The following is a 24,075-nucleotide window of genomic DNA, read 5'->3' on the forward strand; positions in this document are numbered from 1 at the left end:
TTAATGCCTCCGAGCGCGGCCGTCAATTTTTTGAGCGGTTATTATTTTCGGGGACACTATGGATTCAGCTATTCGGCCATTCATTCGGCATCACAATCAATTGATTAGCGCCATCACACTGATTAAGCGCGCCAAGACCATTTCAGCGTCATTGTGCGACACGCTGATCGCCATCGCCTCACACTGGAACCCCCACGGGGACATATTCCCATCACAGGAGCGCATAGGCGCATTGAGCGGGATTCATCGCCGCACCGTGATCACACACATCAAAAAACTGATTGACCTCAATATCATTGCCACCAGCCAGCGCCATGACGCGCCTATCTCTCAATATCGCGCCTCGCTATGCTACACGTTCAACGAAACGACACTGCAAACGCTATGGTCACAGGCCAAACAAACGCTTAGGGCGGCCGCCCGTAAACAACGCGCCAAACTCGCCAAAACACAGCACGCAGCACCGCAAAAAGATCACACCCCCGCCGCGCAAAAAGATCACATTAAAGAATCTTTCTCACTACGTTCGAAAGATGAAGTAAAGAAAAACACTGCCAATAAAAAACTTGGCCGCAATTTTTCAAAATTGATTTTAGAAGCTGTGCAACACGAATTGACGCACCTATCCACACTAGCCTACACAGCAAAAACCACGTTTAACCGCATCCGGCGCGGGGAAATTTTCAGCAAAGAGGAAAACGCACGCAGAGCCGCTAAGGCAGATCGCATGAAGCAGCGGCACGCAAAAGCGGCAGCCAGCGTACAAGAGCGGGAACGCCTAGCCGTGGCGCTTATGACCGATTCAGCTATCAGGCCAACCGTCAATGATGCCATGATCAACCGATTGTTAGAGCTGGTGGGCGGTGAACAGAATCTACGCACCGCAGGCGCATTACTGCCACACAAACTCAACAGCTACCGCCAACGCCAACGCAACACGCCGCAATTTTCTCATTTTGCGTCACAGGTCGGTTAACGTGGTGATACCTACCCTCAAACGCAATGTAAAAACCATGGGACTCATGCGCTATTTGCCACACCTGATCGCCATCACCACTATCACGTTTATCGTGCATTACGGCAATGGACTGATCGACGATAACGACGCACTGAAACAGGCCAACACAGAACAGGCAGCCACGATAGTCCAGCTAAACACCAGCATTAAGGCGTTAGCCAGCGCCAATGCAGACACGTTAGCTAAATTGCAGGCACTAGCCGCTTACTCTGAGCGCGTGCAACAGGACGCCATTCAGCAACAACAGGAATACGACAACGCTAGAACGTCACTAGAGCGCGAACTAGCAGATTTACATCAACAACTGACTGACGAGAACGAAACCAATGCAGAAACCGATCCTTGCAGCCTTAGCCTTATGCCTGCCAGCGTTATTCGCCTGCTCAAGCGCCCCGCCTCCAGTTACTACAGTGACGATAAAAGAGGTTGAGCTTGTCAAGATTGCGCCCCCAGCGCACTTAACACAAAATTGCTACGAGCCGGAACTACAAGGCCATAAGTGGCTAGACGGCATCGCATTAAGTGAGGCGCGCAAACTGGCGCTTTATGAGTGCAACAAGCAGTTAGAAAAACTGCGAGCTGATATTGCTACACAGCTATCGACCAACGATTAACGCCGCCCCCAACCAAGGTTCATCATGAAAAAATACATCATCTAATCCTCCGCGAGAAACCACGTCCTTTTAGGGCGTGGAGGGATAGCGATTGGCGCGCAGCGGCAAAAACTACCCAATTGTTCAATGGTTTACTTTTCACAATATAACCTCTATTATTGTGAGCCATGAAAGAAAGAGCCTACAAATACCGATTTTACCCAACCCCCGAACAAGCTGAATTGCTTAGTCGGACGTTTGGTTGCGTAAGAGTGGTATATAACTCGATTCTTAAATGGCGCACAGATGCTTACTACAATGATGGTGAGTCCATCAACTACAATGCCGCTAGCAGCAGACTTACCGACCTTAAAAAACAACCTGAGTTTGATTGGCTGAATGAAGTCTCTTGCGTCCCGCTGCAACAAGCATTGAGACATCAACAAACAGCGTTTAAGAACTTCTTTACCAAGCAGGCTAAATACCCCAAGCTTAAAAAGAAACGCGCCTATCAAAGTGCCGAGTTCACTCGCTCTGCATTCAAGTACAGTGGTGGCAAGCTTTCTATTGCTAAGAGCAAAGAGCCGCTTGATGTGCGTTGGAGTCGTGAGCTTCCAAGCGAACCTACTACCGTAACCGTCAGTAAAGATAGTGCTGGCCGTTACTTTGTTTCTTGCCTGTGCCGATTCGAGCCAAAATCTCTGCCTGTGGTGAATAAAACCGTGGGTATAGATTTGGGTTTGACCGACCTTGTTATTACGTCTGACGGCGTAAAATCTGGAAACCCTAGGCACACTGCCAAGTATGCCGCGAAACTTGCTAAGGCTCAGAAGGTCTTGAGCAAGAAGAAAAAGGGTTCCGCCAACTTCCACAAAGCCCGTCAGAAAGTCGCTCGCATTCAGGCAAAGATTGCCGATTGTCGTAGAGACTTTACCCATAAACTGACTACTCAACTGATAAACGATAACCAAGTGATTAGCTGTGAAAGTCTGAGCGTAAAAAACATGGTCAAAAACCCAAAACTGGCTAAGGCGATTAGCGATGCCAATTGGGGCGAGCTGGTTAATCAACTTAAATACAAGGCAGACTGGTACGGGCGAATGCTTGTGCAAATAGACAAGTTCTATCCCTCTAGTAAGCGTTGCAATTGCTGTGGCCATGTCGTTGATTCTTTACCGTTAGATATAAGGCTTTGGACTTGTCCAGCGTGTGAAACACGCTTAGACCGTGATACCAATGCCGCCATTAATATTAAAGGCGCTGGGCAAGCGCTGTTAGCTTGTGGAGTCTAGGTAAGACCTAAACAGCTTTAATGCTGCTTAGGCTCCAGACTGTGAAACAAGAATCCACCTCATTTATGGGGTGGAGTTGTCAACAAACCGCTGACCGACAAAAAGGCACGCATCCGCGCCGCTAAAGTGATCGGCTTATACAACGAGTTATTGCAACGCAATGAGCATATCGAAATGGGCAACCCTGAACGCTGGTTTGTTGCATACGAGGCCACAGACAAGCGCGGCGGCTTGCTGCTTAACCGTCTGCCTGAGTGCGCCATCATTGAATTTGCCGCCCTTGAGCAACGAGGAAGCGGCCAAATACGGCGGCTACTGGCCGCCTGTAATCGCTATTTTAACGACGACGTTAAAGGAGTTTGCCTTGATATAGACAGCCCCGACGTTTGGCGGCATCTTGGCTTTACGCATAGCGCATTAATTGACTTCACACCGCACCAATTCACAGAGCCTACTGAATCTATATTCGTCAACACCAAACACACCGACGGCGTAGACATTGGCGAACTCTTTAAGATTATGGAACAGCGGCAAGCGCTTAAAGATACTCGCATTGTTTTAAAAGGGCTTGTTTAGCGCTTAACAACACCTTAAGTATCGCTTTGTAAGCGCTTGTCAATAGCTTGATAAGCGCTTGATTAGCATTTATTAAGCTGTTAGCTAATACTAACCAACGGCTTAATAAGCGGCTTTACTTAAACGAGTTACGCATCGCGCCATAGTTAAAATCAACGGCGCTGGCTTCATATTCATCATCACTGAGTAAGCCTTTTTTACTGGCTGGCGCGCTAAGTGGCTGTCTGACGTGGATCGGCAGTGTGTCCATTTTGCCTGTACTCAAGCCTTCAAACAGCTTTGTCACGATAGCCAAATCTTCCTCTGTGCCTAAATTGATTAGCGCATTCTTTTGCGCCTCTGTGAGCACCAACGGACTTTTATTCACCGCTTCCAGCATAGCGGTAGCGCGGAAGCGATTAGCTTTAGCCATGGTTGCAAGCTTGGCCTCTTTCTCATCAATAATGCTTTCAAGCATCATGAGATCATAAACAACCTCGTTGCTATCAAGATTGGACTTAGACCACAGGTGATCAATTTGCGCTGACTGACCGCAATCAAACCCCGCACTTTCAAGCATTTTTTCCATCAACATCGACTCATCACTAACGCCGACGCTTTCAAGCATCATGCTTTGCTTGTCCATGTCGATATAGCTTGGATGTTTGACGTAATCAAAGCCGTGAAAGGTTTGCGCGGACGCGCCTAGCAACGTGCGCACACCGTTTACCGCCCACGACCAGCCACCAGCCCCAGCATCCCGCATGGCTTTAGCCGCATATCCGGCAGGCGTCTTTAAAATATCTTGGGTAAACGTCACTATGCCATCGTCATTAACGCTCATATCCGTTGTGATCGCCGCTGGCACGTTTTCGAGCACAACAGGCTTGCCGTCACGATAGACTACTTCCACCTCGTTTAAGTCCATCTTTTCGCTTAGCTGGCGGCGATTATGTCCAAAGTAGCCGTACAGCTCTCGCAGCTTAAGACGCTCTTTAAAATGCGCCGAACTAAGCATCTTCTTCACTGACTCGATCAAATAGCCTCGATTATTGCCATCGCTCCGGCCGTGATTTTTTAAGTTAAACGAGTCAGTGACCGTTTCCAAAACTTCAATTTTTCTACTCACAGTAACACCCCTTTAATTTAAAAATACGTTATTCAGCTCATCATGGATAAGACGCTTTAGCCGATTATCCGCAGATTCGTACATGTCCTCGCCTTCCTCGCCGCCGCTTTCCTTGGCTTTCGCTATCTCATCAATGATCGCGTTTACTTCTTCATCCGTTAGACCAACGTTACTCATCACCACGCGCTTGAAAGTCTCAGAGCCGCTTAAACTGCCCTGCTCCACCATATCGAGTAAAGTTGCTACCGCCGTGGTGAAGTCCACCAGCCCCTGACGCTCATCCTGTTTTTCAATCGCTAGCGCAGTATTGATAGAGTGGAATTTAATATTGAAGGGGCTTTCATTGGTCGGGAACGCCTTACCGTGCTTGTACGCGATATGAATATCTATTAGTCGCTCTACCATTTGACGCACGCCAATACGCACCCAATTAGCGCGCAGCGCAGCAATAATACTGGTTCGACTCCAACCGCCTTCACCTAGGCCGCCCGCCATCATGTCAGACCAACCCATCATGGCCGGATCAATGCCCATGGCCGCACAAAACCGCTTGAGATTAAACAGCGTATCTTCAATGCCGTTAATGTCCGGCGACGTTTGCTGACTATCTATCGTTAAACCGCCCTTACCACCTGACAGAACAGGCAACAGGCGGTTCCAAATCGTCGGCTTCATGCCGTTCTTTACTGCTACACGGGCTTCCGCTTCCATGTCTTTTCGCATTTGCGTTGAGACTGTATTCAGATATTTTGCGGCCGATACCGGATCTAAGCCTTCCATGCCAATACCAATAAAGCGATCTTGCCTACTGGCGTTATAGCGCGCCCCACGCAGCGCACGGGTGGACTCTTTCAGCTCTACCCACGCAACATAAGCATTTTGCAAAAAAGACGTGCCGTAGTTTTGCGTTTCAATGGGCGTGCGACGATGCAGATCGGTAAACAATGAATATTTTTCGCCACCGAGGTATTCCGGCTCGCTTTCCAAGTCCGGCAGCCAGAACGGAACCTTAAGCGCCACCAGCGACCACGGTTCAGACAGCAACACGTCGGCGCTTTTGTCTTTTGTGATTAAGTGATCCGAGGTAAAGCCACACAGCAAATCGCCGCGCATGTATTCGCGCACATGCTTAGCTAGCGTGTAATAGCTCGATTCAATGTCAGTAACGCCTTTACCCTGCTCACCGTAGGGGCGCAAGTAATGCACGCCGTAGATGCACATGAGCATCGCCCAAGAGGTGATATTGTCATTTAGCATTTTGCCCAAATCGGCCATTAATTCAGCCGCCAGCTTTTCATGCTCTTTATCCTTGGCCTCAATCGTTATGATATTGCCAGTTGCCATATCCGGCGCGAGCGCGTGCGCTATGTGCATTTGCAGCGCCGCCGATACTAAATCCGACTCAGCCATTTCTTGATAGATGGAATACCGCGCCCCGCGATCCACTGGCAATTGGAACTCATCGATCCAATCTTTCGCCGTTCCACCGGAAAGCGGCGTATCCCCGACCACATCGGCCGCATCATTTTGATAAATTAGCTTGCGCGGGACGCCGCCAACTTCACCGATTTGATATGGCGCATTGTGGCTAGTCGCGTCGCTTTCACTGTATCCACGGAACTTAGACACTAACGCACTGACAAAGCCTTTTTTCTTTTCAAGCTTATCAGTCTTATTTGCTTGATCGTCCACGTCACATCCCCTAATCACATAATGCCGAGATTGTAACGAGCGGGACGCATAGCGCAGAAAAACAGGGCGTTTTGACGACCAAAAATAAATGCTTGCATCCAATGCGATAAGGGCGCTACATTATAACGGTAGTGAAAAACTACACCCTAAGAAGCCCCCCGCATCGGGAGGGCGAAAGGAAAAGGAAAAAATCATGACCAACTCTACTGCTACTGCTACTGCTACTGCTACTACTGCTACTGCGTTAACTCTTAACCAAATCAAAGCCAAGCTTGATATTAAAGACCACAACTACGGCCGGATCACGCACGGCACAGCGCAACTCGGCAAGTGGGAAGTCACCACGTCACAATGGATAGACGAGGATCGCAATTGCTACTCTAAAAAATGGCACCGCATGTTTGGCGCGAAATATACTGTTTCAAAGCGCGCTATCACTTTTAAGTGCAAGCACGGCAAAGGCTTTATCACTAAAACCGTCGAGCTAAATTCGTGGGCGGGGAACTATTTAGAAAAAGCCATCGTTGCGGCGGGGATTGCACCCAAGAAACCAAAAACCCCGCTATCAGTCCGACTCAATAAAGCCTATGACGCGACACTGATAAAAACCTTGCGCGGCCACCGCATCTATCAGCGCACGCTTTTAGGTGTGCCCGTGGACTATGTGATCGTCGCGCCAATGGGCACAACTTTTCACAGTGACAAGTACAGCGACCTTATTCGCGGCCTTTACACCAAGATCCGCGCAGCCGCTAATAACGTCAAATTTAGCGAAACCGCCGTTGATTGGAATGCCTGTAAAAAACTGGGATTTTGCAATGAGGGGATCAAGGAGTTTTGCAAAGCCTTTGATCTGAACTACAACGGCAAATACTCAGTGGATCAAATCGCGGCTAAAGTGCGCAAAAATCTAAAGCTTGCCGCGCCGTTTTACGCCGAACTAAAAACCCTTGCGGCGGCTTATAACTACTCTATCAACGTGTAACCCACCATGGCCGCCTTGTGCGGCCTAAACACTATAGACGCCTTACCGAACAGGCAGGAGAAATACAATGGAAGTTTCAGTATCGGGTTTTCAAGCATTTTGCGAGTCCAACACACTTGAAAATGTTGCTCATTATTGCGCGTTGTTAGCAAGCGATCTAAGCGTTGCTTATGACCAGCTTAGCGATTTGTTAATGAACGAGCATTGCACGATTTATTGTGAGAACGATGAATTAGCCGAGCTTTACGGCTTTTACGATGAAACAGATATGATCGAAGAAATACGCGACATAGAAATTTTATCTGGCTACCCATTTAGTGAAATTAACGAGCGATTGCACGAAAAGGCCAAAGGAATCGAAGGCGGCTTTTATGGCGGTGGAGGTCTTATCTTTATTGACCTGCCAGCGTTGCGCGCCGAATTTGGCATCACCGGAGAATAATAACCATGGCGATTAAAAAAACCGTTCAACTCACGGACGACACAATTAAAGTTTGCAACAACTTAACTTTGCACACTGGCGCTGGGATTAATTGGGCGCGCTCAATTAATGGAATGGCTGAACAATTCACGCTATTAATCGAGGACGCCACGCCAGCGCTAACGGATATGGAATGGAACGCTTTTTATTCCCTCCACAACGGCTACATGCCGCATCCCTCGCCAAAGCAAGAGGCTGATTTATTATTTTGGCACATTAGCGAAGGTTGGCAATATGACGGACAAGTGCGTGAATTTTTGGGAACAGAAGAAGCCGCACTTAATTTAATTGAAAGGATTAAAGGCTGGTCAACTTCTCAGCGCCTTGCGGTTATCTATAAAGCGCGTGCCTACTGGCGCAATCGACCAATTATCTTGGACGACGAAAACGACGACGAATAACTAGCCGCCAGAAGCCCCGCACAGGGGCTTTTTCTTGCGCCGCGCATAGATTGCCAATGTTATTTTATTGTCAACGTTGTTATGCTTTGCCGCGCCCAGCGTTATTACTCAGGTTATAACTCGCGCTTAGTCACAAACAGCACGACTAGCCTTTCTTAATGAATTTAAAACATGATTTAATACCGAACAAATATAACGAAGGAATGGAAACATGCAGCCTAACTACACACCAAACACCGACACGGATTTTTCAGAAACCCAGCTAAAGAAAATGTTTCGCGCTTTCCTTAACGGGAATGAGCAATCTTTAAAATGGAACGAAATACTAAAACACTTCTGCGACCTACCCGACGCACGCCAACGCAAAGCGCTAAGCCTGCTACCACTCGATAGCTTTGAAAGCTTATTTGATAGCGTGCAACGCTCTTATGAAAACGTTTTCAAAGAGAAAGCGGAACAACAAAAAGCCCACAAAGAAAAATTAACGCAAATTCGCGCCCTCTTATTAGAAGAAGGCATTAGCGTTGAAGAATTGGCCGCATTCGACGCTAAAAATAAAGTTACCGCGCAACGACTGAGAAACCCCAAAGGCGGCACGACATTAACTGAAAAAGAAGCCGCGATATTTGAAGTAATAAAAGCGCATGAATCCGCAAATAGCATTGCTAACGTATCTACAGGCGTGATCGCAACAGAGCTAGCTCAAACGGAGCAATGGGTATCAAATGGCATTGCCAAGCTTAAGAAAAAAGGGCTAGTCGAGACTGTTAGCGGCAAGCGCGGCCAGTACCGCATACTGTCGGACGATTAACCAAAACCCCCGTAAACCCCTAAAAAAAGCCCCCCTGTTGATAGCATCGGTCTGTTTATCAACACGAGGGCTTTCTATGAGCATCAAGTCACTGGTCGAGCTAATCAGCAAGGCCACCAGCAAAGAAGAAATTCAAAACATCCTTATCACGGCCGCAGCGTCTAAAAACGTGGCGCAAATGGGCATTGAGAAGAAAAAAGGCACGTCTGTTAACGTTGAGCGCAAACGCGCTAATGAAGCAGCTATGGCCGTATTAGAGCGCGTAGGCTATGACGCCAAGCTGTTAACCGAGGAAGATAAAGCAGCGCTGCGCAAATACTCAGGTATTGGCGGCACGGATACTGTTAAAGAGAACGGCGACGGCAAAGGCCACATTCACGAATATTACACGCCTACCCCGATTGCCGAAGGCATTTGGGACGGTCTTAAAGCTATGGGCTTTGGCGGCGGCAACTCGCTTGAGCCATCCGCAGGCGCTGGCGTTTTCCAAGAAACCAAGCCGAAAAGCGTGATCATGACGGCGACTGAGATTGATAAAACCTCAAGCCACGTTAACGCCCTGCTTCACCCCGAAGATGACGTATTAAACCAGCCTTTCGAAATGCTCGCCGCCAGCGTCGAAGATAACACGTTCGATTCATGCGTAGGCAACGTACCTTTTGGCTCCACCCGTGGCGACACCGCACGCCATGATCCTGACCCCGCCAGCCGTGAAATTGGCTCATTACATGGCTATTTTGTCGTGCGCACTATCGACAAAGTGAAGCCCAACGGCCTGATCGGTTTAGTAGTTCCTAACAGCATTGTGAGCGGTAAAGACTTTCGCAAAATCCGCCAGCGGATCAGCATGAAAGCCGAGTTTTTAGGCGCTCACCGCCTGCCATCCGGCGTATTCACCAATTCAGGCACATCCACCAGCACCGATATTATTTTCTTGCGCAAGCACAGCGAAGAATTAGCCGCGCTGATCGACGAGGCCACCAGCGCCACGCTCAAGGACGCTAAGGTTGTTTGGGATACGTTCATCGAAGGCCGCTGGTTCACATCAAGCGAAGGCAAGCGCTTTTTGCACGGCGAAGAAGAAAAAGGCTATCGCACCACGGTTAAAAATACTGGCGAACTGACTAACGAAGCGCTGAAAGAAAAGCTTAGCCACAAGTTTGAAAGCCGCATTGACTATGAGGCGCTAAGCCTTGCCGAGCCAATCAGCTACACCTATATCGCAGGTGACGAGAAAGTCATTAATGGCCGCCCTATGCGCTTTAACGGCATCACTTGGGATCTGGTTAAATCCGACGTGGTAGACGGCGAGCTTGATCCGGTGAAGTTCGGCGCAACGAGCAGCAAGCAAATTGCCGAGCTGTTAAGCCCACTGCAAAACGCGCTCACATTGACGTATGAGCAGATCAACAACATCAAAGCCGAGTTCCCGCAGCTTATCCGTGGCGATCTGAGCGACTATCTCAAGCTAGCAGAGTCCCAAGATGCCAAGTATCGCGAGCAAATCGTTAGAGCGTGCATTATCGGATCGGACATATCTAATCTGTATAACGCTGGCATTACCGCTGGCAATGAAATTGACGAAGTGGCTAACAAGGTTCGCGCTGAAATTGCGAAATATGGCGTATTGGCGAAAGCGCCCAAGCTCAAAGGGCTAACCGCCAAAGGCGCTAACCATTTAAACAACTTCCTTCACAGCATGGACAGCAACGGCAACTTAAGTGAGTTCCTGCTAGGCAAAGTTGAAAAAGGCAACGTGATCGCAGTAGATAAGACGGACGCAGGCCAACTCATTGGCTATATGTATTCTGTCATGGACTTAAGCCCCGTCCCTTATGAAGCGTTTTTAGAGCAATTTGAAGGCGAACCATTAAGCCTTGAGCAATTGGCCGCTATAGATGATATAGCCATCGATCAAAACGGCAATATTGCGCCAATGGACAGAGCCACCAGCGGCAACATTGTTGAGGTACGCAATAACCTGTTACTGGCGATTGGTAGCGAAACAAATCAGGCCATGATTGATAACTATCAACGCCAGCTCAATGAAATTGATAGAAAGCGCACAGTAACACCCATCGCCAACATTGGCATGACGATGAACGCCAAATGGATACCCCGCGATCTGGTTGTGGAATATCTGGAAAGCGTCGGCTATGACTTCACTTATTCAAAAGTCGAAGTGGATAACGACGGCAATCAGTTTGAAAACACCGCCTATAAAGGCTTTGACGGCATTTTTACAGGCTATCGCGCCAATGAAAAGCTAGGCCGCAAGGCGAGAAGCGGTGACTTTAAATTTGAAATGCAGCTTGAAAACCATCTGAACGGAAACACGGTTAGATCCGGCGGCAAAAAGGATGAAAAGAACAAAGACGGTTTAACGCCAGAGCAGCAAGCCAAACTCTACAAAGAAAAAATTAAACTGCTTAATGCCAACTTTGAGATCTGGATACAACAGCACAGCCGCGCTCAAGAAATTGAAACGCTCTATAACGATACGTTTAACGGCTATATCAACATTGAGCACAGCGGCAAACCGCTAGGACTGACTAACACGTCCGGCAAAATGGAAAACTTTGATTATCAATGCGCTGAAATTCGCCGTTTAAGCGAAGCAGGCACAGGTATTTGCGGCTTTGGCACAGGCTTAGGTAAAACGGCAACGGCCTTGGGCTTAATGGCTTATAACACGCAAATAGGACGCGCTAAGCGCACCGCGCTAGTTGTGCCTAAATCGGTTCTTGAAAACTGGTTCCACGAATCAAACGAGTTTTTAGGCGCTGACATGATCCAGCAATCCATGTTTGTTGGCCTGCAAGTCGAAGTGAACAAAAAAACGGGGGAGCCGATTTTTGAGCCAGTTATGGAAGGCGGCAAAGCCAAGCTTAACCCCATCACTGGCGAACCTGTTATGCGTGCCAAGCTCAAAGAACTTGGCGGCAAAGACATAGCCGCACAGCTTAACGCTATCCCGCAATCGAATTATAAGTTTGTGGTGATCAGTAAAGACCGCTTTGAAACGATCCCAATGCGCCCAGACTCATTAGCTATGCACGTCGATAAAATGACCGAGCAAGGCTTACTGTCTGAATCGGATAACAAATACAAAGCCGTGGTCAATAACCACAAAGAGGCCATGAAAAACGAGGCGTTCCGCGCTAAATACGCACAGGAAGGCGCGCCCAAAAAAGACAATATCCCCTACTTTGAGGATATGGGCTTTGACAATATCATCGTGGACGAAGGCCATAACTACCGGAACAGCTATTCCGCAGGCCGTGAAGCGCGTGCTATTCAGTACCTGCCTACCGCCCCATCCGCAAAAGTGGCGCTTGATATGGCGATCAAGTCGCAATACCTCAAGAATAAATATAACGGCCGTGGCACCGTGCTATTGACTGCTACGCCAACGGTTAACAGCCCCACCGACATTTTCAACATGCTAAGCCACATCATGACACCGGAAGAATGGGGCAAATTCGGCATTGTGGACGTGGACGACTTTATTCGCGTCTTTGGTGAAACCGCGCCGATGGACGTTGAAAAGCTATCAGGCGAAATTGTCACCCGTGACGCGCTGGTAGGCTTCAAAAACTTATCCGGCTTGCGCGGGATTTTCCACCGCTATGTGAACCTTAAAGAAGCCAAGGACATCAAAGAAACGGTTGTGATCCCCGACATTATCGACATTAGCCAAGAATGCGATATGTCCGAGGAACAGAGCGTTATTTATGAAGAATTGCGCGCACGCGCCGACGCCCTATCGAAAATGACCGACGCAGAAAAGCGCGACGCCATTGAGTCGGGCGAAAAAGTGGACACCACATTCGGCATTATTCGCGATATGGATCGTGTCACTACGGACATGGATTTATACAAGCGGCAGCTCACCTTTGTTTTCCCTGTATCTCAAAAAGACAAAGTTGATCGCCTTGTTAGCGACCTGCCCGAATACCTTGAGGTGACTCAAGAAGAATACGACGACGACACAGGCAAAACGGAAAAGGTTAAGTTTTTCCATTACGGCAACCCGAAACTGAGCGTTAAAGGTGACGCCTATGTGTTAGTAGTCCATGAAACCTATGAAGATGAAGTCACTTCACGCCTTGGCAAATTTGACATTGCCAGCCGCGACGTGAGCCACCCTGTCACGCCCAAATATGCCAAGCTGATCGAAAACCTCAGAACTGGACTTGAGGACGGCAAGCACATCATCTTTACCGAGGAAAAATCACAGCACGCCAAGCTTAAGCGCATCATAGCCAACAGCTTAGGCTTAGATCCCAATGTGATAGCCATCATTAACGCTGAAACCGTCGCAGGGAAGAAGAAGCGCGGCGCGGCCGATGATGATGCAGAGCAAGGATCACTCGAAGAAATTGCTATCAAATATAACGCTGGCGATTATCAAATCCTCATCTGTAACAAAAAGGCCGAGGTAGGAATTAACTTGCATATCGGCACCGCCGCCGTGCATCACCTAACCTTGCCTTGGACGCCTGCCAGCATTAAACAGCGTAACGGCCGTGGCGCTCGCGTAGGCGCTAAGCAAAAATCTATTAACGCCATCTACTACGTCGGCAAAGGCTCATTTGACGAGTTCCGCTTAAACGGCCTTAAGCGTAAAGCCGAATGGATGGATAAGCTGTTCAATGGCACTGAGGATAGCTTAGAGAACGCAGACGCTGACGACGCAGAGCAAACTAACCTACTGCTTGCCAAAGATCCGGAAGAATTGGCAGCACGCATGGCCGCCGCCAAAGCTAAAAAAGAAGCGGAATACCAAGCCGCTATCAAGCAGCGCAATCAAATCGACTTAGCGAACTTCATCAAGGCTAATCACGATCTCACTATTTCACCGGAGAGCGTAAACGTCGAGCTTGGCTACTTAGCAACTAAGATCAAGGATATTGAGGACGCCATCGCGCCAGCGGATAAGCTTTACGCCGAGCGCCAAGCCGAATTTAATGAAAAGTACCGTGCGCAGCTTACCGACCCCAAAGACCCCAGCAAGCTAAAAAGAGCACTCAGTAAAGAGCAAATTAAGGCGCTTGGAGACTGGCGAGACATACGCGAATATGAAAGAGAGCTTGAGCTACTGACAGATGCACGCGAAACGTCCACGGTATTGCGTAAAGACCTGCAAAGGAATCTGAGAGCGCGCACAGCGCAAGAAGTTAAGCTTAGAAGCCTTGAAAACGCCGCTCGACAGATTAAGCGGTTACGGCCATCCGTTGAGGCAGCTATCAAAAACGGCTCTGTTGACGTAACGATGGACGTGCTAACCAATGCTCGTGATTATGTATTGCATAACAATCGCGTCTTTAAAGTTGGCAGCATGTATAACTACAATCGCGACATTGTACGCATTACCTCTATCGACTTTTTCGGCAAAACGGCGACGTTTGAGTATAAGACTGGCGAGCATTACGTTAACGTTGGCCAGTCTAAGCTCGAAACCCTAGGCGACGAACAGACCATTACCCAGTCTGAAATTGATTTGCTTAATTTAATGTCCAAACGATCGTTAACTGTTAGCGATATTAAGGATAGCTTTACTAAAGATGACTTTAAAAAGTACCTTGGCAATGGCAAGTTACGCCTAAATGCCAACAAGATTTTAATCCACACCGAGAATGGCTTTGGCATCCTATCGCGTTACGATCTAGACGCTAAAAATGCTTTAGAAGCAGTTTTCCCCACCAGCGACGACGCCGAACTGAAAAAACGCTTATCTAAGTGGCTGATTGAAAATCGCAAAGCGGCCGAGGACGATCTCTATTCCAACCCTGTTGAGTTTTATAAAGCAATCCTTGGTGAAAATTGGGAGGAAGAATATCAGCAATACGGCAACATTGCGGCCGAATCAGTGATCACTCAATGGGCGGCCTCAATGCTAGAAACATGGCTTAAAACCCCCGAAGGGGCTAGCTTAGAGCTAGCGGAGTTTGACAGCAACAAGCTCGAAGGTGATATGCCTGTTACGACGACCCGCCTTGCGCTTTACATGCGTGACAATATTCCTACTGAGTACAGCAATATAACTCAGTTTGATAACATGGTAGAGCAGACCACAAAAGCTTATTCAGACCGCATAATTGTTAAGCGCAAGGCTAAAGCTGAAATGCTAGTGTTACCACTTCATGCTGCGTTTAAGCAAGCCAAAGCAGATAAGAGCACTCAGCGAGCGCGCTTACTTTGGCTAATTAAAGCAATGAAAGAAGCATTTTATATTTCGCGCAACTTGCCGGATATGGCGATTAACTCTGAGGAATACAAAGCCTATTCAGACGGCGAATACATCGACAGTGTGCAAGGCGCGTTATTAGCTGATCTATGCGAGCTTACTCACAAGCCAATGAGCACAGACAATCTAATTGCTAGCAAAAAATCTTCTAGCGGCTCTTACGGCTCATTCATAAGAAAAATGGTGTTTTATTTTGAAGAAAACGCTAACGTCCTTAGCAATATCGACGCCGATGATTATCAACAACGAGTGGCGGCATTGCATGACACGGAAAAGGCGAAAGAGCTAGCAGAGAAAGACCGCTTAGAGCGTGAAGCGCAATTAGCTAAAGCGCTTGCAGATAGCACTATCATTGACGGAGACATTACAATCACCGTTAACACTCGCACGCTCATCAATACTAAGTATGGCCGCTGGAATATCGCAGCGAGTGAGGCTTACGCCATTAATGACAAGCGCGGTAAATACGGTCGCCTTGGTCGGATCAAGGATACGCTCAAATCACAGTATGGCGCTAAATATTCTGAGAATATCGATCCGCAATTTAGCGGGAGCTGGTGGTTTGTGCGTAAATCAGAAATTGAGCTATCCAAGCTACTCGAACTATTGGAGATTAAATAATGCTAAAAGTCATTAAGCCAAGTGAAACCGACTTAGCGCCGTTAATGGCGCAAGCGCTGGACGGCGTAGAGCCTGACGATTTCTTAGAAACGTTCACAGATACCATTGTCACGATTTTAAGCCGTGATCCGAAAGCGTATCGCTCTTACGGCATGTATTGGTATGCGATTAAAGCGGAACTCATCGAGCGCGGCCATTTGCAGTTTGGGCAAGCTGTTGAACAAGGCTTTGCCGAGGCGTACCGCTACGGCAGCGCGGTTCCGCTTTACTGCGCGGCGTGGGCGTATCGTATGCACCGCATTGATACTGGCCTTGTCTACAGCGCCGAACACATCGCCCCGACCGAGGACGATCCGGATTACCTCTATTACCTTGAGGATATGGAAATGGAAGCGTTGTTTATGACGTTCTAGCAAGCCAGCAAAGGGAAAGGCCGCTAATTTAGCGGCCTTTTTTATTGGTATTTAAGCGCTTAAGAAGCGGTTACTAAGAGCTTGATTAGCGCTTGTGCGGGTAGATAAGCCCCAGCACTTTTGCGGAAAAATCGGCGTTGTGAGACATGGCCATGCACAGATCACGACAGAACACGCCAGCCGATAAGTTATGCCCTGTGAAGTGCGCGGTAACGGCCGCCTTCTCATCTTCCGTCAAATACACCGTGATCCGGTTTTTGCGGTTTAAGCCGCTTCCCTCTGGACGCCCACCGCGATCCACGTCATTAACGTTAGACGCTTTATGGCTTGAATCGAACGGTTCGTTTTTATCCCACATAATATAACCCCCTTTGGTTAAATACTTTTCAGATTGCTTTTAAGCTCGCTTGCGCGTGCCTGTAGCTGTTCAAGTGATTCTTTGTTAGTCGCATTGGCAGCGTTAGCCTCAGCGTTGAATTTAGCCTCTAGCTCAAGGCGTTTTTGCTCATGCTTCTTGTGCGCAACCTTGGCTCTGGCGATTAAGCGCGGCATGATAGATGCGTATTTCTTGGGCACCACATGGCTAGGATCGATAAGGTTAAACAACGCTTCAACGATAGCTTCAATTTCTTGCTTTGCGGCGCTCTGGCCTTCTTGCGGCACGCCCTTATCAGTGTAGATTGTCGAATATTCGTCGATAGTGTTTGAGTACACCGGACGATAGAGCACACCGCTATATTTTTCATCACCTTCGCAGCGCGTAGCTACAAAGCGCGCATGGCTTGGGTTTTTTTGAATATCAATCGTGTTAAGCACGGTTAGGATCGGCGCTTTCGTGTTGACCTGACGGATCACCGCCGCGCTTCTCATATCCATGCGCGCAATCTTGGTCGGGCAAATAATCGCATCGCAGCGTTCCAGCTTGTCGATTTCTTCCCTCAGCAAGCCTTTTTTGCTGGTAAGGATTGGTGACGCCGGACGAAAGTCGATGATGAAATAATCATAGTCCGGCTTTGACGTAGGAAAAGTATCTGTCACGTCAAAATTGTAATTGGATTTTTTAGTGATAAACGAGTCATAGAGTGACAATTGCGGATCGGCATCAAACACTAACACCCGCTTGCCGTAGACCGTCGCTAAACAATCGGCAATGTGAGTAGTGATTGTGGTTTTGCCTGCCCCACCCTTGGGGCTATAGATACAGACTGAGCGCATGTTATTTATCCCTTTATAAATAAACGACGTTTGGTTGAGGATTGCATACTAACCGATGTTATAACTGCTTTCAATGCTTATAAAGCTGTTGAATAGAGCTTTATAAGCGCTTTTAATGCGCTTTTAATGCGCTTAATAAGCGCTTTAAAAGCGCCTCAAAATAAAACGCCCTGTTTTTCAGTCGATTGAGCGCACCGCTTTAACCTGCCCTCACTTTCAACAAAAAAGTGAGGTTACTATGTTTTATGGGCTAGTTAATAAGCAGCACGCCACCGCATACGCTAACGCTGTGTGTGACGTGTTAGGCCATGGCAATAACCAATGCGCCGCCGCGCTATTGGTGGAAACCGCCGCGACTGAAACGCTCTTAGGAGAATACCGCGATCCAACGGAACGCGCCGCAGGCACGGGCGTTACACAAATAGATGAACCAACGTTTGATTGGTTAAAGGGTAAATTTGCCAGCGGGAAGGACGCAGACGCGCTCAAGGCAACGTTTAATATCACCTTAAGCCGTGTGAATTATTTAGAGCTTGAATTAAGCCCCTTACTTGCCTTTATTTTTTGCCGCCTACGTTATCGCGTGGTCACGGACATTATCCCAGCAACTCGCCAAGGCCGCGCCCAATATTGGAAAGATCACTATAACTCAAGCGCTGGCAAAGGCACGCCGGAAGAATATTTGAAGCGCTGTAGCGATTGCGGCTTATAACATTAAATAAGCGCTTAATTAGCAATGGTTAAGCACTTAAATAGTGGTTATTAAGCGCTTAACTGTTGCTAGTCAAGCGCTTAATAACATTCTTAATAATCTACTTGAAGCGAATCGCTTAAGCTTTTTGCCATTGCATCTATCCTTTGCTGCTCTGTCATAGGCTTTGAACTATCTTGCAAATAGCGCGTGAAATTGGCGGTTAAATGAATTTCGTAACCATGCTTTTGCATTGCCACCAATAAGCGATTGGGCGATACAATTAAATCAAAGCCATCCAAGGCCACAAACGGGATATGTCCAAACATCAATTCCCCATCAAGCACTGAGCGCAAAGGCGCTAAATAATGCTCTGGCGTGACTTTTATTGAAAAGGGCGCATCTAGTACGTTCTCATCGTCTTTTATCGGCTCAAGCGCTTCTAGCTCAATTTCAAACAAATCAAACGTGCCACTAAGTAGCATACCCAACTTTATTACTCTAACTTCCATGATTAATCCCGCTTTACTTTTAAATATTGGACGGCCGCCATTGCAATACTGAAATGCTCTTTATCGCTCATCAGCTTTGCTATCCGCTCTCGACTCGATAACAACTCAAAAGCAGTTGACACAATTTCAGTTGCGAAGATGCCATCAAGATCTTCAATCTGGTAGCTTTTCGCTCTTGCGTAACTGCTACCGTAAACCCTCATTGCATACAGCGAAAAAGTGAAATTATTCACCGCAAATTCTTTATCATCATAATGCGCGTTATCGGTATATGAATTTAATTGGATAAACGTCGGCTCTTTTGCGGCTAGCGCACGCTTAATTAATAACGATTTAGCCGCCTTAAAAATGGCAGGGTATTTGAACTCCAGCGAGTGCCCCAGCTCATGCCACATGGTTGATTTACGTCCTGAGCCAATATTTAATTTTGGCTTGCCATTATCGCCGCCGTCGTGCGAGTAATTCGCTCTATACTTTTCATAAAACAACTCTAGATCTTGCGGCAAATTGCCTGCCACCAGCCTATTGAGAAGGTCGCATTCCGCGATAATATTGGGTAGCAAATCAACCTGCTTATATTCGTTATTGGCTTTATTAAAGCGTGTAATTTGCCCCTTCACCTTTTTAGCGTCAACCGCTGGCGAATACCTAGGAATGGCTGCATTGCTGGCGATTATGTCATCGAAAATTTTGAGTGTACGATCAACGCTTTCAGAGGATATTGCACTTTTAACGGCAAAATCCGCGCCTTTTAATGATGCCAAAATCTCTATACCTACTGCGTTCGCGCTAGGCATAACGCCATGGCTAAAATACAGATCAAGGTTGCGCGTTAACGCCTCAGCCTCTTTTGATACAGGTAATACCTTATTCTGATAATCGTTATAAACATCTCGATTCGATGCCGTATTTCTTTTCTCGTATCTTTCCTTAGCCATATTATTTAGCGCGCCGTATTTGCCCCACAGAGCGGCACGCAAAACAACTTTATTCTTAAATTCGTGTTCATAGGTTTTTTTTAAATACGGGTTATCGTCGATAACCGTTTTATAAAATAGCGTCCTTACACTTTCTTCGCGCTGGGTTTGGCTCAAGGTATTAACAAAGCCGTCATAGCAAGAGTCGATCAGCTCGGTAACGCTAGGCGGGAAAAGCTCCGGTACGGCTTTCGTCATATCCGTTTCAATCTCCGGTGGGTTTAACAGCTCATCCACCTGAGCACTGGTTATCGGCGTGCCAAAAATGGCATAAATCACCTTGGCCGCCAGCTCAAGATCGTAATTTGTGAGCATGACCAGCGGCGTTAGCTCATTCGCTAAAGCGCGTAATTGTAGCGGTTTGCTTTTATCTGTTAACGCCTGACTAATTGTATTTTTTTGAACATCTTTGAGCGCATATACATAGCCGTGAAATACCTCAGCCTCAATTGGTTGCGTGCCCAAGCCGTCACCAATGGCTTTATTGATAATGTCTGAATCCCAAAAATCGACAACTTTACTAATGTAATTAGCAGTGTTGCCACGGCCGTCGTAACTCAAATTTTGGCTATACTCCGTCCAAACGTGCGCACTCATCTTGCCTTTTAATAGATCTTGTTTAATGCTAGTTGCGGTCATACGAAACCACATCTGGAGTGGATCTTTTGCACTCCTAAGCTCATATTGTGCTAGCGAATTTGTTAAATATCTCGCTATTTCTATCGCACTATCCGCATTAGCAATATTTGCAAGCAAGCTCCGCCCTTTGAAACTTAAGTTATGTTTGCGCGCCACGGCGAACGCCTGATCACGATTTTTTTCATACTCAGTCAGGCCACCCTCTAAGCCATCAAGTTCACCTAACACATCATCCAAAGCTGATTCAAACAGGCGGCCGTTTTTAGCCAATTTCTCCGATTGGCTGATCTCAGTGTCTACATTGCAATCTTTAGCGAACTGGGCGCGATTGACGGCCGTTAAGCGCACTCTAACGAGCACAGGGCGGTTAATGCTTTCTATCACGTTAGGATGCAGGCCAAAGCGTTTAGCGTGTTGCCACAGGTTATAGCGATAGCTGTGAGCGTTCCCCTCCGCATACGCTTTGCAAAGCGCCATCACGCGACCGTTGCCGGACTCTACTATCATATCCTCACCAATGATCGGCGCGCCTATGTCTGTTTTTTCACTGGCATTGAGCCTGCTAAATTCAATATTTTGCGATTGCTGCGCGAGCTTGCTCACCGCTTCAAACGTACTTCGATTGCGAGGCTGTAAGGCTTGTGGGTATGACTCATTAATCGCGCCGTTTAGGTGATTCGAGGCCACCAGCTCCGACACATCAACAGCCGCATATTGAGCGGCGATACAGTCATCTTTGAGCGTATACAACTGCACGGTATCGCCGCGCTGCTCTTGAGGTATAGACATTATGATCCCTGTGATTGGCTATGATTGCGGTCATTGTAATGGCGAGGGTAAAAAGGTTCGGATTTTGCAGCCATTTAATTTGCTTGACCGTTGCTTGACCGTTGCTTGACCGTGGTTTGACCCGCTCACTTAGTTAATGGAAAATGCTAAAACTCTACGACTAGGTAAAAAGGAGTTTGCACAATGGCATGTGTAGACAACGTAACTTTCTTAAAGCCCGAATATGGAACGATCAAGCCTGTTGACGGGGGATATACATTAAAGTCATGTCCATTTTGCAACTCCACACCAACCTTAGAGCAAGACTCGGATTTTAGTTGGTATGTCGCGTGCGTGAACAAGAGGTGTTTTATTCTTCCGCTAACCCTTCCATTAAGAAGCAGAATAAGTGCGGTCAATGCGTGGAATAATAGAATGGCCACTCACACTTGAATTGCTTTATAAGCGCTTATTAACTGCTTTTTTAGCTGTAAAAAAGCCGTCACAAAGGACGGCTTTGTCTTGAGGCAGTGCAGGGCGTTAGGCCGCTAAATTAACTAAATCAAAGCGCTCCGCATTGGCTATCACCCATGCTTGCGCGCCTGTTTTAATTTGCTCCAACGTGCCACCCGCCGCATCAACGCTGTTCATTTTGTCGATAAACAGATCAATCGTTAGCGAGTTAAACTTGCCGTCTACATAGTCGGCAATCAGCGGATCAACCTTGTCAGTAGCGGGGGAGGCTTTGCCTCCAACCAGTTTAAGCTTTTCTGCCCATTCACGAGTAAGCGCGGATTTTTCGCGGCGGCCTAGCGTGTCACTTTTTAGCGCTTTTTTAATATCAATGAGCCGCAAATTGATAGCGCTTTTTTCCCTGCGAGACAATGCCATTACATTACCTCCAATAATGCGACGATTTTATCCTGAGCGGCATCGAGCAAGTCGCCGTGCTCATCTTCCGTGCCGTCGGCTTCAACTATGTCTAACAGATCATCCAAAGCATTTTGCAGCTTTTCAACGTCGTCGCTATCCAACAGATCTTGGAGCGTGTCGATAGCAACCTGTTTAGCGCTTGGCTCTTGGTTATCGGCGCTCGGATCTTCATCGCCGCCTAATTTTTTGTCTGATTGGGCAAAGTTCCAAATCGGCAACGCTGCTCTGTCATCTACGCCGTAAGTTTTACGCATATATTTTGCAAATTCGCTACGGGACATAGTTTTAGCTATGGCTGACACGGCGCTGTAGTCATATTGCGGCTTGTCGCTGTCGCTGTCGTCAACGTCTTGAACGTTAGCAGTTGGCACAGTGGCATCCTCTTTAAGATCGTCTTTTAGAATGTCGAACAGTAGTTCAGGCGTTTTGATAATCTGATCATGCCTATCCATCAGCTCTTTCCAATCATCAGGATTTTCCTTGCGCTCTTTGAACAAATCGAGCGTTTTGATTGCGTCTTTAAGCCATTTTTCAACCGCTTTCGCGCCACCGTTGATCACCTCTTGCACCGAGCCGTAAGTAAGATCACCATAGGCATCTTCAAGCGCAACTCTTAAGTAAGACGACGCGAGATCGTAATAGCTATAACCCGCTAATTCAGGCGAGCGCTTGGCGTTTAACAGATTTAAATTAGCCGCAAGCTCAAACTGGCTCACTTGCGCGGGAGTAAGTGGCTCTGCGTACATCACCGCCCCATGGCGAATAGCGTTTGCGCCTTTGAGGTGCGGCCAGCGTGCCAATGCTCGCTCCGTGCTTAAGTAGTCCAATGGACTTTCTGGCACTGTGCCAATGCTATATGGCCTTGCTTGTAAGCCGTACCAGTGGCCGCTAACGTTTGCAGTCCCTGTCTCGTCTTTGCTTTCCTGAGCTTTGAGGCCATCGGCAAGCTTATTGTTAGCCTCTTGATCCATTTCAGCCATGGCAGTATCCCAAATCGCCTTAGCGTCCGTTTCTCTGGTATTGTACTCTTTAGCCATATACGCGATAAATTCACGCGATAGCATGGTAGCAGCAATGGCCTTCACAGCGTCGTAATCAAACATTTTTGCATTGCGACCGCTGGTATTAATCTTGTGATTAGCCAATTCCGTTTCTTGGCGTTCATAATCATCGACAACCTCAGTGCCATTAAACGAAAAGGCATAATCAAAGTAATCGGTCATAGAGTCGGAACGGTTGTAGTAGTGCGCGTAAATGTGCGCATCAAGCCAAGCTTTTGCAGCGGTCACGTCCGGCGAATATCGCGAACCTCGATACGCCCGATCTTCCTCAATTTCGTGACGGGACTTCTTCGCAAGAAACTCAAGCCACTGCTTAGAATACATTTGCGCCACACCGCCGACCTCAACAATGCTTGCGCGTATCGCTTCTGAATATACGCCGCCGGACGGGGCTGTTACGGATATTTTCATATCCTTTGGTAGCTTGCCTGCTTTTTTCGCGGCCGTAATCGCTTGGCGTAGTTCCTTGGCAATATCTTTGGTACTCAAGCCTTCATCGACACGCGAACCGTAGGCGGGAAGGTTGCTCACATCCACCAGCGTTGAGGTGTTTTCTTCGCAAATGGCGGCTACCTCATTGGTGATCTGTTCAATATGGCGGCCTTCATAGGCTAGCGGGATCTTAGGATACGCCTCAACAGTCGAATAGCCGCGCTCTGTATCGTGAATAAAGTCAACGGAAACGTGATATTCGCTATCACCTTTAAACGCTGAAATGTCCAGCCGCTGCAAGCCGCCGTTTAGCTCGACTTTAACCGTTGGATACTTTTTATCTGGCCTTAGTGTTACTGCCATACCTTGCCCAAGCTTGGCTTTAAGCGCATCCGCAAGGCTTGCCATCAACATGTTGTGCGGATCGTTCTTCACAAGCTCGTCGTGTTCTTCTTGTATACTCGCTTCAATGTCGCGACCGATTTGCTCATCAGCATCAAGATATAGCTTTTCAGCATCAGCCGCATTCATGGATAGATTATCCTTGGCATAGCGCTGAAACTCAGACAGTGACATATCCGCCACCAGCTTTTTGATTTTATCGCT

General features: G+C 47.6%; 21 protein-coding genes. 13 read left to right on the top strand and 8 right to left on the bottom strand.

What is annotated here, in order from left to right; all coding sequences use genetic code 11:
- Positions 1-58 precede the first annotated feature (58 nt).
- The 5 genes from ACRCZA_RS08400 to ACRCZA_RS08420 all read left to right on the top strand — a co-directional run bounded on the left by ACRCZA_RS08400 (position 59) and on the right by ACRCZA_RS08420 (position 3,479).
- On the top strand, positions 59-976 hold the full coding sequence (locus ACRCZA_RS08400) for a helix-turn-helix domain-containing protein (RefSeq protein WP_438674003.1): 918 nt from the start codon (positions 59-61) through the stop codon (positions 974-976).
- A 1-nt stretch (position 977) separates the two neighbouring features.
- Positions 978-1,448, top strand: coding sequence for a hypothetical protein (locus ACRCZA_RS08405; protein ID WP_438674004.1), 471 nt, complete (start codon positions 978-980; stop codon positions 1,446-1,448).
- A complete protein-coding gene (lysC, locus tag ACRCZA_RS08410) occupies positions 1,345-1,632 on the top strand; it encodes an Rz1-like lysis system protein LysC (RefSeq protein WP_438674005.1) in 288 nt (95 codons plus the stop codon). The genes ACRCZA_RS08405 and lysC overlap by 104 nt, the downstream gene beginning before the upstream one ends.
- Before the next feature lie 167 nt (positions 1,633-1,799).
- Positions 1,800-2,903: an RNA-guided endonuclease InsQ/TnpB family protein gene (locus tag ACRCZA_RS08415; protein ID WP_438674006.1), complete on the top strand. Its 1,104-nt coding sequence runs from the start codon at positions 1,800-1,802 to the stop codon at positions 2,901-2,903.
- Between the two features lie 126 nt (positions 2,904-3,029).
- Positions 3,030-3,479, top strand: coding sequence for a hypothetical protein (locus ACRCZA_RS08420; RefSeq protein ID WP_438674007.1), 450 nt, complete (start codon positions 3,030-3,032; stop codon positions 3,477-3,479).
- Between the two features lie 115 nt (positions 3,480-3,594).
- Here ACRCZA_RS08420 and ACRCZA_RS08425 read toward each other — a convergent pair whose 3' ends face one another.
- Both ACRCZA_RS08425 and ACRCZA_RS08430 read right to left on the bottom strand, forming a co-directional pair.
- Positions 3,595-4,587, bottom strand: coding sequence for a hypothetical protein (locus tag ACRCZA_RS08425; RefSeq protein ID WP_438674008.1), 993 nt, complete (start codon positions 4,585-4,587; stop codon positions 3,595-3,597).
- 12 nt (positions 4,588-4,599) lie between these two features.
- Positions 4,600-6,279 carry a hypothetical protein gene (locus ACRCZA_RS08430; RefSeq protein ID WP_438674009.1) on the bottom strand — a complete coding sequence of 560 codons (1,680 nt, stop codon included), beginning with the start codon at positions 6,277-6,279 and terminating at the stop codon, positions 4,600-4,602.
- A gap of 193 nt (positions 6,280-6,472) precedes the next feature.
- Between ACRCZA_RS08430 and ACRCZA_RS08435 the strand changes: the two genes are divergently transcribed.
- From ACRCZA_RS08435 to ACRCZA_RS08460, 6 genes are all read left to right on the top strand, one after another.
- Positions 6,473-7,264: a hypothetical protein gene (locus ACRCZA_RS08435; RefSeq protein WP_438674010.1), complete on the top strand. Its 792-nt coding sequence runs from the start codon at positions 6,473-6,475 to the stop codon at positions 7,262-7,264.
- Between the two features lie 67 nt (positions 7,265-7,331).
- Positions 7,332-7,706 carry a hypothetical protein gene (locus tag ACRCZA_RS08440; protein ID WP_438674011.1) on the top strand — a complete coding sequence of 125 codons (375 nt, stop codon included), beginning with the start codon at positions 7,332-7,334 and terminating at the stop codon, positions 7,704-7,706.
- A 5-nt stretch (positions 7,707-7,711) separates the two neighbouring features.
- A complete protein-coding gene (locus tag ACRCZA_RS08445; protein WP_438674012.1) occupies positions 7,712-8,146 on the top strand; it encodes a hypothetical protein in 435 nt (144 codons plus the stop codon).
- Positions 8,147-8,357: 211 nt separating this feature from the next.
- Positions 8,358-8,957 carry an H-NS family histone-like protein gene (locus tag ACRCZA_RS08450; protein WP_438674013.1) on the top strand — a complete coding sequence of 200 codons (600 nt, stop codon included), beginning with the start codon at positions 8,358-8,360 and terminating at the stop codon, positions 8,955-8,957.
- A 76-nt stretch (positions 8,958-9,033) separates the two neighbouring features.
- Positions 9,034-15,828 (top strand): helicase-related protein, encoded by a 6,795-nt coding sequence (locus ACRCZA_RS08455; RefSeq protein WP_438674014.1) that lies wholly within the window; start codon positions 9,034-9,036, stop codon positions 15,826-15,828.
- Positions 15,828-16,241: a hypothetical protein gene (locus ACRCZA_RS08460; protein WP_438674015.1), complete on the top strand. Its 414-nt coding sequence runs from the start codon at positions 15,828-15,830 to the stop codon at positions 16,239-16,241. Before ACRCZA_RS08455 ends, ACRCZA_RS08460 begins: the two co-directional genes overlap by 1 nt.
- A gap of 85 nt (positions 16,242-16,326) precedes the next feature.
- On the opposite strand, the gene ACRCZA_RS08465 is transcribed toward ACRCZA_RS08460, so the two are convergent.
- Complete coding sequence (locus ACRCZA_RS08465) at positions 16,327-16,599, bottom strand: hypothetical protein (RefSeq protein ID WP_438674016.1); 273 nt, start codon at positions 16,597-16,599, stop codon at positions 16,327-16,329.
- Between the two features lie 17 nt (positions 16,600-16,616).
- Positions 16,617-17,456 (bottom strand): ParA family protein, encoded by an 840-nt coding sequence (locus ACRCZA_RS08470; RefSeq protein WP_438674017.1) that lies wholly within the window; start codon positions 17,454-17,456, stop codon positions 16,617-16,619.
- A gap of 238 nt (positions 17,457-17,694) precedes the next feature.
- Here ACRCZA_RS08470 and ACRCZA_RS08475 point away from each other — a divergent pair, with 238 nt between their 5' ends.
- Entirely contained in the window at positions 17,695-18,168 is a 474-nt protein-coding gene (locus ACRCZA_RS08475) for a hypothetical protein (protein ID WP_438674018.1), read from the top strand.
- Between the two features lie 92 nt (positions 18,169-18,260).
- Here ACRCZA_RS08475 and ACRCZA_RS08480 read toward each other — a convergent pair whose 3' ends face one another.
- Positions 18,261-18,659, bottom strand: a complete 399-nt coding sequence (locus ACRCZA_RS08480; protein WP_438674019.1) for a hypothetical protein — start codon at positions 18,657-18,659, stop codon at positions 18,261-18,263.
- 2 nt (positions 18,660-18,661) lie between these two features.
- On the bottom strand, positions 18,662-21,064 hold the full coding sequence (locus ACRCZA_RS08485) for a hypothetical protein (protein WP_438674020.1): 2,403 nt from the start codon (positions 21,062-21,064) through the stop codon (positions 18,662-18,664).
- A 183-nt stretch (positions 21,065-21,247) separates the two neighbouring features.
- Between ACRCZA_RS08485 and ACRCZA_RS08490 the strand changes: the two genes are divergently transcribed.
- Positions 21,248-21,496: a Lar family restriction alleviation protein gene (locus ACRCZA_RS08490; RefSeq protein ID WP_438674021.1), complete on the top strand. Its 249-nt coding sequence runs from the start codon at positions 21,248-21,250 to the stop codon at positions 21,494-21,496.
- 87 nt (positions 21,497-21,583) lie between these two features.
- Here ACRCZA_RS08490 and ACRCZA_RS08495 read toward each other — a convergent pair whose 3' ends face one another.
- Together ACRCZA_RS08495 and ACRCZA_RS08500 are read right to left on the bottom strand one after the other, a co-directional pair.
- A complete protein-coding gene (locus ACRCZA_RS08495; RefSeq protein ID WP_438674022.1) occupies positions 21,584-21,934 on the bottom strand; it encodes a hypothetical protein in 351 nt (116 codons plus the stop codon).
- A partial coding sequence (locus ACRCZA_RS08500; RefSeq protein ID WP_438674023.1) for a hypothetical protein occupies positions 21,934-24,075 on the bottom strand: 2,142 nt, incomplete at its 5' end. The genes ACRCZA_RS08500 and ACRCZA_RS08495, both read right to left, overlap by 1 nt.

Source organism: Shewanella sp. (assembly GCF_051658185.1).
Lineage (GTDB): Bacteria > Pseudomonadota > Gammaproteobacteria > Enterobacterales > Shewanellaceae > Shewanella.